The following is a 12,560-nucleotide window of genomic DNA, read 5'->3' as shown; positions in this document are numbered from 1 at the left end:
GCGAAAGGAAATATCATGGCAAAACGCAAGGTCATCATCAGCTGCGCGATTACAGGCGCAATCCACACGCCCTCCATGTCGCCCTATTTGCCCGTGACTGCGGAGGAGATTGCGGAATCGGCGGTCGGCGCGGCGGAGGCGGGCGCGGCCATCATCCATTTGCATGCGCGCAATCCTGTCGATGGGCGGCCGGACCAGAATCCCGATCTGTTCGAACCTTTCCTCAAGGTCATCAAGCAGCGCACGGACGCGGTGCTGAACCTGACCACGGGGGGGCACCCCTCCATGACGGTGCAGGAACGTATTCGTCCCGCCCAGACTTTCGCTCCTGAAGTTGCCAGCCTCAATATGGGCACGATGGGCTTTGGTCTGTTCCCGATGCTGGATCGCTACAAATCGTTCAAGCATGACTGGGAACCGGCAGCGCTCGAAGCGTCGCGCGATCTGGTGTTCAAGAACACCTATGCAGACATCGAACATTTGCTGGAAACTTTGTCGCCGCTAGGTACGCGTTTCGAATTCGAATGCTATGACACCAGTCATCTTTACAATCTGAAATATTTTCTCGACCGCGGTCTCGTAAAGGCGCCGCTGTTCATCCAGACCTGCTTCGGCATATTGGGCGGCATCGGCAGCCATCCCGACGATATCATGCACATGAAGCGGACGGCCGACCGGCTGTTCGGCGACCAATATGAATGGTCCGTGCTGGGGGCTGGCGCGCGCCAGATGAGCATTATCGCCATGGCGGCATCCATGGGCGGCAATGTTCGCATCGGTCTGGAGGATTCGCTGTGGGGCGGTCCGGGCCGGCTCGCTGAAACCAACGCGGAGCAGGTGAAGACCGCACGGCAGATCGTCGAAGGCATGGGTCTTGAAATCGCCACGCCTGATGAGGCGCGCGCCATGCTCGACCTCAAGGGCGCGGACCGGACGAATATCTGATGGCGGAAAAAAGCGGGCCGCTGGCCGGTATTCGCCTGCTGGAGATCGACGCGATCGGCCCAGTGCCGCTCGCGGCGATGCTGTTGGCCGATATGGGCGCCGAGATCGTCCGCATAGCCCGGCCGCCATCGGCGGGGGTGGGGGATTGGGACGATGTGGGGGGCGATATCCTGCATCGCAGCCGGGCGGTGGCCTATCTCGATCTCAAGCGGGACGCGGATCGCGAACAGCTGCTGGCATTGATCGAGCGGGCGGACGGGTTGATCGAGGGATACAGGCCCGGCGTCATGGAACGCCTTGGGGTCGGTCCCGATGTCTGCCTGGCGCGCAATCCGCGGTTCGTGTTCGGACGGATGACGGGTTGGGGGCAATCCGGGCCGCTCGCGCTGCGGGCGGGCCATGACATCAATTATCTGTCGATCACCGGCGCTCTCCACGCCATGGGTGAGCGGCAGGGGACGCCGCCGGTGCCGCTCAATCTGGTGGGCGATTATGGCGGCGGTGCGATGTTCCTGATCTTCGGCCTGTTGAGCGCGCTGCTTGCGGCGCAACGGACGGGGCAGGGGCAGGTCGTCGATGCCTGCATCACCGACGGCGTCGCGTCGTTGATGAGCCTTTTCTATGCGTGGCAGCCCAAGGGTTTGTGGGAAGATGCGCCCGGCTCCAATCTGCTGGACGGCGCGGCACCCTTTTATCGCTGTTATGAATGTGCCGATGGGCGGCATGTCGCGGTGGGATGTCTGGAACCGAAATTCTTTGCCCAGATGGTGGAAGGACTGGGTCTTTCCGATCGGCACTATGACCAGAATGATCGGGAAGGCTGGCCCGCGATGCAGGCGGACTTTGCCACGGTGTTCCTGACGAAAAGCCGCGACGAATGGGCTGCCCTGTTTGCGGCCGGCGATGCCTGCGTCACGCCCGTCCTGTCGATGGAGGAAGCGCCCCGGCATGCGCATAACGCGGCGCGTGGGACTTTTGTCCGGCGCAACGGCATGGCCCAGCCAGCGCCCGCGCCGAGATTGTCCCTCAATGCGGGCGGCATCTGCGAGCCTTCGGCCGTGCCGGTCGCCGACCTGATCGCAGCCTGGTCCTGATCTGCCATCGCAGCCATGCATAGCGCATCGGTGCGGCGCAAATACAACATCTGAGCCGTTTGTTCTGGATTGGCGCAAATCCTATCCGGCGATAGGTGGTTAATGAGGCTGAACGCTGAATCTGCCGCAGGTCATCACGCTTGCGCCGCGCGCAGGTGGCAGCGATAACTGGTTCAAGGAGAGGATTTTTATGCGATTGGCTGCTCTGAAATTGGCATTGGTTGCGAGCGCCGCGGCTGTTGTTTTCCCCTCATGGGCTCAGCCCGTAACCTCGGCCGAACCGCAGGCGGAAAGCGCGAATGCGGGTGACATAGTTGTCACAGCCCGTCGCCGGGAAGAGCGGCTGCAAGATGTGTCCGTCTCCATTTCCGCCTTCTCTTCGGAGGCGCTGGAACGCAGCACCGTTCAGACGGTCAGCGACGTGAAGACGATCGCGCCGGGTTTCACCTTCTCATCCGAAGGGGGCAAAGATAACGTCGCCCTGACCCTGCGGGGCATTGGCCAGTTGCCGCTGGGCGAAGTGACGCCGGGCGTCGTCATCTATCTCAACGACACCCCCTTGCCGTCCGTCGGGTCGAACGTGCCGACCTATGATATCGGCAGCATTCAGGTGCTCAAGGGGCCGCAGGGGACGCTGTTCGGCCGTAACACGTTGGGCGGGGCGGTCGTGATCGGCAGTCAGAAGCCGAGTTACGCGTTCGAAGGCTATGTGGAGGGCACTTACGGCCGCTTCGATTATCGCGAGCTGGAAGGCGCGGTGAATATCCCGATCATCGAGGATAAGATCGCCTTCCGCGCGGCGGGCCAGATCCGCCGGCAGGACCCGCGCACGATCGCCTTCGACGGTGGCCCGGGCTTCGACAATATCCATCAGGACGCCTTCCGCCTGTCGCTGCTGGTCGAGCCGGTCGAGGGCCTCAAGAGCACGACCATCTATGAATATTTCAAGGGCGATGAACTGGCCGGCGGCCTTTATCTGCTGCGTGAGAATTACCCCTTCGCCGCGCTGGGGCTGGGGGTAGTCGAGCCGCAGGTGCAGGCGGCGCTGCAGGCGCAGAAGGCCAATCGTCGCGGATCGTTCGATGGCGGCATCAACGGCGGTGCGGCCTATCGCAAGACCACGTCTATCACCAATGATACGTCTTTCAGCTTTGGCGATCTGACGCTGCGCAACATTTTCGGCTATCGCAAGAATTACAGTTATCAGCTGATCAACACCGGCGGCCTGCCGCTGCTGCAGATACCCACGGGTCTACCGTCTCCCGCGCCTTCGGCCGTGCCGTTCACCCTGTTCACAGCGTCATCCGTGCTGGATCGGCAGTATCTGACGAATGAAACCCAGTTGCTGGGCGACTTTGGTTCGTTCAATTTCATCGTTGGCGCATTTTACAATAATGACAAGCCGGACGGTCTCAGCGGGTCGCAGTTCACGGCATTTTCCGTTGGTGGCGTCCCTGCTCCGGCGGTGACGGCGCATGTTCGCAACAAGAACTGGGCGGTCTATGGCCAGATCGGTTATGAATTTACCGACAAGCTGAAGCTCAATCTGGGCGCGCGTTACAGCTGGGACAAGGTATCGGCCTGCGGTGGCACCATCGGCACGAATTATGTCGATGAAGCCACTTGCCTCAACACCGCCGCCCTAGGTCTGGCCGACGGCGTCGGCACGGTATCCAACAAGGGGCAGGAGCCGAGCTGGACCATCGGGCTCGATTACAAGGCGACGCCGGACTGGCTGCTCTATATCGTGTCGCGGCGCGGCTATCGGGGCGCCAATGTGAACACGCCGCTGTTCGAAACGCCCTTTACCACGGGCGGCACAAACCCGGCCTGCGTCGCGACCGGAGGCGTGTGCGCGGATCTTCGTCCTTTCCAGAAAACGGGAGAGGAAAAGATCACCGACGTCGAGATCGGTTCCAAATATGATTATCATGTCGGATCGGCACGCGGGCGGCTCAATATCGCCGCCTATTACAGCAAATATAAAAATGCCCTTCAGTTCCTGAACACGCAGACGACCGTTCCGAATGGCACCCCGGATTCGCCGACCAACGGGTCATTGGCCGCCAATGTCGCGGATCTGCGGATTTGGGGCGTGGAACTGGAAGCATCGATCAGCCCCGTGCGGAGCCTCACCGTCGGTTTCAACGCCGCCTATACCAATGTGAAGGTGGAAAGCCTGACCGTTCCAGCGGGGCTGCCTTCGACGATCGTGCTGGGCGAGGGCCAGATCAACAAATATTCGCCCAGCTTTTCCGGCACGGCCAGCGTCAGTTGGACCCTGCCGATCCGTCCGGCTGACGGCGATGTCGTGCTCAACGCCGACCTGTTCATGACCGACGATTTCGGCGGTCAGAACGGCGAAAAGCTGCCGGGTTACCAGTTGGCCAATGCACGGCTGGACTGGCGCGGGATCGGGGGCACGGGCCTTGATCTGGGCGTCTATGTGAAGAACCTCTTCAACGAGAAATATTTCTCGGCCTCCAGCGTTCTTCTGCCGTCCTTTCCCACCAGTTCGGTCTATGCGGGCGATCCGCGGACCTGGGGCGTCACGGCCAAATATACGTTCTGAAACGCCTATGAGGGGGGAGGGTGAGCGATCCGTCCGCCTCCCCCCTCTACAAGGACAGGTTTGCGCCGAGGCGGCAGGGCGTAGGAAGTTCCCGAGAGGATGGCCATGAAGCTCGGCATATGCAGCATGTGGGGGGACAGGCTGGACAGATTTCGCGAAGAAGTCCGTCTTGCCGCCGATCTGGGTTTCGATCTGATCACCGTGGGCGATTCGCCCGCGGGTTGGCACGAACTCTATGTGTCGCTTACCCTCGCTGCACTGGACGCCCCGAAAGCGACTTTGGCGCCGCTTGTCACATCGCCCTTCATGCGGCATCCGCTGGTAACGGCTTCCGCGCTCAGCACGATCGACGATCTTTCCGGCGGGCGCGTGGCACTGGGCCTGGCGACGGGCGGCAGCACGGTTCTGGCCATCGGGCGGCCGCCCGCCACGCAAAAGGAAATCCGGGCGGAACTGGCGGCGCTTCGGGACCTGTTTGCCGGACGGCCGGCGGAGCTGAACGGGGCGGAGATCAAGCCGCTCCGTTTTGCCCGGCCGATTCCGATCTATTATTCCGCCTTCGGTCCCAAAGCGCTGGCTCTGGCGGGCGAGCAAGCCAATGGCGTCATCTTGTTCGCGGGGGAACGCCATCTCGACGCGCTGAAGGACCGGATCGATACGGTCCGGGCAGCGGCGCAGGCGGCGGGCCGCGATCCCCTGTCGATCGATATCTGGGTCGTTTCCTTCGCCTCGATCCGTCCCAGCCGCGACCAAGCCATTGACGATCTCAAGGCGTTCATCGTCGTCAACGGCATGGCCTTCCGCACGCCCGAAACCCTGGCGCGGGTCCCGACGCAGTTTCGCGGCAAGATCGATCAATTGCACGCGCGCTATGACCCGACCGAACATGTGGTCGTTGGCGGCAGGAATGTGGCCTTGATGGAAGAATTGGGACTGACCGGGTTTCTGGCGGATTTCGATACGTTGGCAGGACCCGTCGACGCGGCCACGGACATGCTGCGGCAACTTGAGGCGATGGGCGTCTCGACCTTCATCGCGGCCTTGCCCGGACATGCGGCGCCGCTGGAAACCATTCGCGGGCTTGCCCAGGCGAGGAGTGCGATGTGACACTGGATCTACTGCATCTGAGCGAAGACGAAGCGGCCGGGATTGCGGCGGTGCTGCGATCCCCGTCCCTTGCGGACATGATGGAGGCAGCGGAGGCGATGACGGTCGCGGCGCATGGCCGTCGCGTGACCTATTCGCGCAAGGTCTTCATCCCCCTCACCAAATTGTGCCGCGACGTCTGCCATTATTGCACCTTCGCCACCACGCCGACCCGCGCCGGTGATGCCTATCTCAGCAGAGATGAGGTTCTGGCCATTGCCCGCGCGGGCGCGGCGGCCGGATGCCGGGAAGCCCTTTTCACGCTCGGCGATCGGCCGGAAGCCCGCTATGCCGCCGCACGCGAGGCTCTCGCGCGATTGGGGCATGACTCGACATTGTCCTATCTTACCGAAATGGCGGAACTGGTGTTCCGCGAGACGGGCTTGCTGCCTCATCTCAATCCCGGTCTGATGGACAGCGCCGATTATGCGCTGTTGAGGCCGCATTCCGCTTCCATGGGCATCATGCTGGAAAGCAGTTCCGATCGGCTGTGCGCGCGCGGCGGCCCGCATTTCGGTTCGCCCGACAAGGAACCGGTCCAGCGATTGGCAGCCATCGAGGAAGCTGGCCGCGCGCGCGTGCCGTTCACGACCGGCCTGCTGATCGGCATAGGCGAAACCCGCGATGAGCAGGTGGAAGCGCTGGTCGCCATTCGCGATCTGCATCGCCGCTACGGCCATGTTCAGGAAGTCATCATCCAGAATTTCCGCGCAAAGCCGGGAACGCGGATGGCGGATCATGCCGAACCGTCGCTTGACGATCATCTTTGGGGCATCGCCGCCGCGCGGATCATCCTGGGGCCTGAGATGACGATCCAGGCACCGCCCAATCTCCACGATCGCGTCGATCTGGCGCCGCTGATCCGGGCCGGCGTCAATGATTGGGGCGGGGTGTCGCCCGTGACGCCGGACCATGTAAACCCGGAGGCGCCCTGGCCGCATCTGGAGATATTGGAGGACGCCACCAAAGCCGCGGGCCGCATATTGATGCAGCGGCTCGCCATCGGTCCGCGTCATGCGCTCGCCGCGCGGGATTGGGTAGCGCCAGCCATCGCCACCCAGATCCTGCGTGCCATCGACGGGCGGGGATTGCCCAAGGTCGACGACTGGTCCGCAGGGCATGGCGATCCCGCGCCCGACATCATGGCCGTGGAGCCCGTTCTCGCCTCCCGATCGATCCTCTCCATCCTTGCTGCGGCGGGAGAGGGGGAGCGGCTGAGCGAAGCGGACATCGTCACCCTGTTCGATGCCGGGCAGGATGATTTCACCGCCATCGTCAACCAGGCCGACAGATTGAGGCGGCAGGCCGTGGGCGACATGCTGACCTATGCGGTCAACCGCAACATCAACTATACCAATATCTGCCTCTATAAATGCGGCTTCTGCGCCTTTTCCAAGGGCAGCACCAAAGCCATGCGCGGTCCGGCCTACAGGCTCGACATGGAGGAGATCGGACGCCGTGCGGCCGAAGCCTGGGATCGCGGCGCGACCGAAGTCTGCCTTCAGGGCGGGATTCATCCCGATTATGACGGTCACACCTATCTTGATGTCCTGAAGGCAGTGCGTGAGGCCGCGCCCGATATTCATATCCATGCCTTTTCGCCGCTGGAGGTGACGCATGGCGCGCGCACGCTCGGCCTGCCGCTGGAGGATTATCTGGCACGGCTGAAGGAAGCGGGGCTGTCCACGCTACCCGGCACGGCGGCGGAGATACTGGATCCCGAAGTTCGCGCCATCATCTGCCCTGACAAGGTGACGGCGGATGAGTGGATCGAGGTGATGCGCGTGGCGCATGGGGTCGGTCTGCGTAGCACGGCGACGATCATGTTCGGTCATGTCGAGGAATATCGCCATTGGGCGCGCCATCTGCTCCGCATCCGCGGGTTGCAGGAGGAGACGGGCGGCTTCACCGAATTCGTGCCGCTGCCGTTCGTGCATATGGAATCACCGATCTGGCGCAAGGGGCTGGCACGGTCCGGGCCAAGCTATCGGGAGGCCGTGTTGATGCACGCGGTGGCGCGCATCGTGCTGCATCCGGTGATCCCCAATATCCAGGTGTCCTGGGTGAAGATGGGGCCGGAAGGGGCCGCGGCGATCCTGAATGCAGGCGCCAATGACATGGGTGGCACGCTGATGGATGAATCGATTACCCGGGCTGCCGGTGGCGTCAATGGGCAGGAATTCGGGCCTAAGGAAATGCAGGCTCTGGCGGCCTCGGTGGGACGGCCTGTCCGCCAGCGCACGACACTTTATCAACCGGTGCCGCCACGGCCCCTTGCCTTATCGGAGATGCTATGACCGACCTGCAATATCCGGTGAAGGACAAGGTTGCGATTGTCACCGGCGGAGGAACCGGCATCGGTCTGGCCACCGCGCTCATGCTGGCGGGCCGTGGGGCGAAGATCGCCGTGGCAGGCCCGGAGGCTGCGCCGCTCGATGAAGCCGTCGCGCGGGTCGAGGCAACTGGCGGAGAGGCGATCGCCCTCATCATGGATGTCACCAACGAGGAGACGGTGGCGAACGGCATCGCCCAGGTCGTGGATCGTTTCGGCAGGCTTGACATCCTGCACGCCAATGCGGCGCAGACCGGTATGTTGGCCGGTGATGGGCTGATCGCGGATATGGATGCCGACTTCTGGGACCGTGCCTTTGCGGTCAACCTTCGCGGGGCGATGCTCACCGCAAAACATGCCATCCCGCGCATGATCGCTGCGGGCGGCGGTTCGGTCGTCTTTACCGGATCGGGCAAGGGCCTCGCCGGGGATCTCGACTTTCCCGCTTATGGCACGACCAAGGCCGGCCTGCTCAGCCTGTCCCGCTATATCGCCACGCAATATGGCAAGCAGGGCATCCGGTCCAATGTCGTCGTTGTCGGGCTGGTGATGACGGAGGCTCTGGACCGCAACATGCCGCCGGAGGCACAGACGCTGATGCGGGAGCATAATATGGTCGACTATCTCGGTCGGCCGGAGGATATTGCAGAGGTAGTCGCGTTTCTGGCGTCCGATCAATCCCGCTACATTACCGGCGCTTCGATTGTCGCCGACGGCGGGTTCACGTCTCATTCCGCGGTATTTGCAGACATGATGCGCTTTACCGCCAACCAATCGAAGGACATTTTATGACATTTCCTGCCATTGCCGTCGTCGGCGGCACCGGCAATCTGGGCGCTGCGATTGCCTGGCGGCTGGCGCGTGCCGGTTATCCCGTGACGATCGGATCGCGAAAAGCCGAAAGTGCGGAAAAGGCAGCCTCGGAACTGGGGCACGGTCTGCGCGGGGGCGCCAATGCGGATGTCGCGGCGGAAGCGGACATTGTCATCGTGACGGTGCCCTTTGCCGCACAGGAGGCGACGCTTCGCGACATTGCCCCCCATGTCGCGGGCAAGCTGGTCGTGGACACGACTGTCCCGCTCGTTCCGCCCAAGGTGATGCGCGTCCAGTTGCCGGATGAAGGCTCCGCCGCCCAGAAGGCGCAGGACGTGCTGGGACAGGATGTCACGCTGGTCTCCGCTTTCCACAATGTCGCCGCGCACAAGCTGGCGAAGGATGTCGATGTCGGGTGCGACGTGCTGGTATTTGGCGATGACAAGTATGCCCGGGCGCGCGTTGTGGCACTGGCTGATGCCATGGGGTTGCGGGGGCTGCATGGTGGTGCGCTCGTCAATTCCGCCGCTGCCGAAGCGCTGACGTCGATCCTGATCTTCATGAACAAGACTTATAAGGTCGACGGGGCGGGCATTCGCATCACGGGCGAACTCGTGCCGCTGAAGGCGTGACGCTGCCTTGACGGGTTCGAAGGAATCCGCCCATCGAAAGCCCTGACCCTCTCTTCGGACAGGGCACGACTGATGGTGAGGATGGGGGAAGGGCATTTTGCCGTGCCGAAAATCGTCGGGCACAGATTTCAGGGCGGCTTCCCCTTCCGGCGGGAAGGTGCCGCTCACCCCGCCCCGTCTATCCTTTCGCCCGGAGAATATGGGAGGATCATCATGAAGCTCAACATCGGCGTTCCCAACAGCATGCACGTCGCCGCGATGACGCAGCCCTGGGAATATGCTTTGACCGGAGATGACATCGGACAGGCGGTGGCGACGGCCGATCGACTTGGTTTCCACAAATGCATGCTGGGCGAACATTTCATCATCCCACAGGAACATATAGCGCTGTCGGGCGACCATTATGTTCATGGGACGGTTGCACTCGCCTTCCTCGCCGGTCGTACCAGGAATATGAAGCTCAGTTCCTCGGTGTCGATCCTGCCTCTGCAAAGCCCGATCGTTCATGCCAAGGCCTGGTCTACGCTCGACTGGCTGAGCGGCGGCCGGGCCACGGCCTTGTTCGGGGTCGGTTGGCTGAAGGAAGAGTTCGACATGCTGGGTGTGGACTTCCACCAGCGCGGGCGCATGGCCGATGAATATGTCGCCGCGATCATTGAACTGTGGACATCGGAAAAGCCCGAATTCGAGGGAGAGTTCGTCCGGTTCAGGAATGTCGGGTTCGCGCCCAAGCCGGTGCAGCAACCGCGTCTGCCGATCTGGTTCGGGGGCGATGCCGAACCGGTGCTCAGGCGCGTGGCGAAATTCGGCGACGGCTGGTCGCCCTTCCGCACCCCGCCGGAAAAATTCCCCGAATGCCTCGACTTCATCCGTTCGCAGCCTGAATATGACGGACGGCCGATCGACATGTTCTTTGCGCTCGAAATGCTCAATGTCGGCGCGCATCATGAGATCATGGATGACCCGCGCGCGCCCGGAACGCGGGACGCGCAAAAGGTCATCGATCAGGTGGGCTGGCTGAAGGAACTGGGGGTCAATCAAACCATCGTTCCGCTGCCGCCGGGCATATCCGGGCTGACCGAATATCTTGAGCGGCTCCAGTGGGTGGCCGAGGAAATCATGCCCAAAATCTGAAACCTGCCGGGGGAAAGGCGCGGGCTGGCGCGCTTTTCCTCATGGACATCGAAAGACTGATCGGGAGGACTTGATGGCCCAATATGATGTTGTGGTGGTAGGATCGGGTGCTGCGGGCATGACCGCGGCGATCAGGGCCGCGTCCGCCGGGCTGTCGGTCCTTGTGCTTGAAAAGGCCGAACATTTCGGCGGCACGACATCGGTTTCGGGCGGCGGCATCTGGATTCCCGGCAGCCCGCAGGCCAAGGCCGCCGGTGTCGAGGACAGCCGCGCCGTGGCGCGCCAATATGTGCTGGACGTGATCGGACCGACGGCCAATCCCGCGTTGATCGACGCCTATCTCGACGCAGGTCCGGAAATGGTGGAATGGCTGGACAAGAACAGCGAGGTTCATTTCCTTCTCTCGCCGCCCAGCAGCGACTGGTACCCTGAAGTCGGCGGCGCCGCCGATCATGGCCGACTGCTTTCGCCACAGGAATATGACGGCAAGAAACTGGGCGATCACTTCGCCGAGCTTCGTCCGGCACGCGAGGAGTTCAACGCGCCGGGCGGCTTCATGATCGATCTGTTCGACCTTCCTTATCTGGCCGAGATGCCGTCGCCCAGGTCGCTGTTCCATTTCGGCAAGCTGGCCGCGAAATTTGGCCTGGACAAGGTGCGCCGCTATCCGCGCGGCACGCGGCTGACCATGGGCAATGCGCTGGCGGCGCGGCTGATCCGGTCGGCGATCGATGCCGGTGTCACGCTCCGCAAGGACGCCGCTGTCGATCGGCTGCTGGTGAAGGCCGGCCGCGTGACCGGCGTGCGCGTCGGCGCCGAGGACATCGAAGCAAGGGTTGGTGTCCTGCTGGCGTCCGGCGGTTTTTCGGCCAGTGAGCAGTTGCGCAAGGCCTATATCCCCTATGCCGAGGAGCATGTCTCGATCCTGCCTTATGAAAATACCGGCGACGGGATGAATATGGGGCTGGATGCCGGGGCGTCGCTGGATGGCGACAATCTGGTCAATGCCGTCTGGGCCGTGGTTTCCAAGATGACGCGGCCGGACGGCTATGTCGCGCGCTACGCGCATCTGATTGACATGTCGAAGCCCGGCTGCATCGCGGTCGATGCCAAGGGCGAGCGTTTCGGGAATGAGGCGTCCGTCCACTTTGTCGAGGCCATGCACCGGAGCGGCACCGTGCCCGCCCACATCATCGGGGATGCCGCGTTCATCAAGAAATATGGCATGGGCATGGTGTATCCCGGCGGCGGCGGTCTCAAGAAACTGATCGCGGCGGGCTATGTCACAGAGGCGCCCAGCCTGCGCGAACTGGCGGACAAGATCGGTGTGGACGCCGACGGGCTGGTGGCGACGGTCGCGAAGATGAACCGCTATGCCGAGATCGGCAAGGATCTGGATTTCGGCAAGGGCGACACGCAGATCGATATCGAGATCGGCGATCCCAGGCATCAGCCCAATCCGTGTCTTGGTCGGGTGGAAAAGGCACCCTTCTATGCCATCCAAATCTATCCGGGTGACGGGTCCACGACGGTGGGCCTCAAGATCGACGCGCAATGCCGCGTGATCGGAACAGATGGCGCGCCGGTCGAAGGACTGTTCGCGGCTGGGCTTGATGCCAATTCCATCTGGCGCGGCAAATCGCCGGCGCATGGCTGCAATGTCGGCCCGGCCATGGTGACAGGGTTCATCGCCGGCAAAGCCATGGCCGAGTCACTGGTGCCGGCCTGATTCTTTGGGGGGGGGACGGCAGGAGCCGGGATCAAGGGTTATCCTTGGCCCCGGCTCCTGCCGTAGCAACTACTGAGATCAACCTTAAAAGCATCGTGCGGAAAAGTGGAAACCGGTTTTCCGCATAAACGATGCGACAACAGAAACTTAGAGCGCGCGACCT

General features: G+C 62.6%; 9 protein-coding genes. All 9 read left to right on the top strand.

What is annotated here, in order from left to right:
- Nucleotides 1-15: 15 nt before the first annotated feature.
- The 9 genes from K7W03_RS04750 (at nucleotide 16) to K7W03_RS04710 (ending at nucleotide 12,397) form a co-directional block, all read left to right on the top strand.
- Nucleotides 16-945: a 3-keto-5-aminohexanoate cleavage protein gene (locus K7W03_RS04750; RefSeq protein ID WP_102999853.1), complete on the top strand. Its 930-nt coding sequence runs from the start codon at nucleotides 16-18 to the stop codon at nucleotides 943-945.
- Nucleotides 945-2,039, top strand: a complete 1,095-nt coding sequence (locus K7W03_RS04745; protein WP_066562981.1) for a CaiB/BaiF CoA transferase family protein — start codon at nucleotides 945-947, stop codon at nucleotides 2,037-2,039. Before K7W03_RS04750 ends, K7W03_RS04745 begins: the two co-directional genes overlap by 1 nt.
- 352 nt (nucleotides 2,040-2,391) lie before the next feature.
- A complete protein-coding gene (locus K7W03_RS04740; protein ID WP_253257884.1) occupies nucleotides 2,392-4,611 on the top strand; it encodes a TonB-dependent receptor in 2,220 nt (739 codons plus the stop codon).
- A 99-nt stretch (nucleotides 4,612-4,710) separates the two neighbouring features.
- Nucleotides 4,711-5,718 (top strand): LLM class flavin-dependent oxidoreductase, encoded by a 1,008-nt coding sequence (locus tag K7W03_RS04735; RefSeq protein WP_102999855.1) that lies wholly within the window; start codon nucleotides 4,711-4,713, stop codon nucleotides 5,716-5,718.
- A complete protein-coding gene (gene cofH / locus K7W03_RS04730) occupies nucleotides 5,715-8,054 on the top strand; it encodes a 5-amino-6-(D-ribitylamino)uracil--L-tyrosine 4-hydroxyphenyl transferase CofH (RefSeq protein WP_102999856.1) in 2,340 nt (779 codons plus the stop codon). The genes K7W03_RS04735 and cofH overlap by 4 nt, the downstream gene beginning before the upstream one ends.
- Nucleotides 8,051-8,881 (top strand): SDR family NAD(P)-dependent oxidoreductase, encoded by an 831-nt coding sequence (locus K7W03_RS04725; protein ID WP_222885725.1) that lies wholly within the window; start codon nucleotides 8,051-8,053, stop codon nucleotides 8,879-8,881. The genes cofH and K7W03_RS04725 overlap by 4 nt, the downstream gene beginning before the upstream one ends.
- On the top strand, nucleotides 8,878-9,534 hold the full coding sequence (npdG, locus tag K7W03_RS04720; RefSeq protein ID WP_102999858.1) for an NADPH-dependent F420 reductase: 657 nt from the start codon (nucleotides 8,878-8,880) through the stop codon (nucleotides 9,532-9,534). Before K7W03_RS04725 ends, npdG begins: the two co-directional genes overlap by 4 nt.
- A 213-nt stretch (nucleotides 9,535-9,747) precedes the next feature.
- Nucleotides 9,748-10,668 carry a TIGR03619 family F420-dependent LLM class oxidoreductase gene (locus K7W03_RS04715; protein WP_172451726.1) on the top strand — a complete coding sequence of 307 codons (921 nt, stop codon included), beginning with the start codon at nucleotides 9,748-9,750 and terminating at the stop codon, nucleotides 10,666-10,668.
- A 73-nt stretch (nucleotides 10,669-10,741) separates the two neighbouring features.
- A complete protein-coding gene (locus K7W03_RS04710) occupies nucleotides 10,742-12,397 on the top strand; it encodes an FAD-dependent oxidoreductase (RefSeq protein WP_102999859.1) in 1,656 nt (551 codons plus the stop codon).
- Nucleotides 12,398-12,560: the final 163 nt, after the last annotated feature.

Source organism: Sphingobium sp. PNB (genome assembly GCF_019873065.1).
Taxonomy (GTDB): Bacteria; Pseudomonadota; Alphaproteobacteria; order Sphingomonadales; family Sphingomonadaceae; genus Sphingobium; species Sphingobium fuliginis.
Note: the sequence above shows the minus strand (reverse complement) of the source record. Positions and strands in the feature narration are given on the sequence as shown.

Coding starts and splice junctions, on each gene's coding strand:
- K7W03_RS04735 (WP_102999855.1), top strand. CDS start 4,711: ATGGCCATGAAGCTCGGCATATGCAGCATGTGGGGGGACAGGCTGGAC.
- K7W03_RS04715 (WP_172451726.1), top strand. CDS start 9,748: ATGAAGCTCAACATCGGCGTTCCCAACAGCATGCACGTCGCCGCGATG.
- npdG (WP_102999858.1), top strand. CDS start 8,878: ATGACATTTCCTGCCATTGCCGTCGTCGGCGGCACCGGCAATCTGGGC.
- K7W03_RS04710 (WP_102999859.1), top strand. CDS start 10,742: ATGGCCCAATATGATGTTGTGGTGGTAGGATCGGGTGCTGCGGGCATG.
- K7W03_RS04725 (WP_222885725.1), top strand. CDS start 8,051: ATGACCGACCTGCAATATCCGGTGAAGGACAAGGTTGCGATTGTCACC.
- K7W03_RS04745 (WP_066562981.1), top strand. CDS start 945: ATGGCGGAAAAAAGCGGGCCGCTGGCCGGTATTCGCCTGCTGGAGATC.
- K7W03_RS04750 (WP_102999853.1), top strand. CDS start 16: ATGGCAAAACGCAAGGTCATCATCAGCTGCGCGATTACAGGCGCAATC.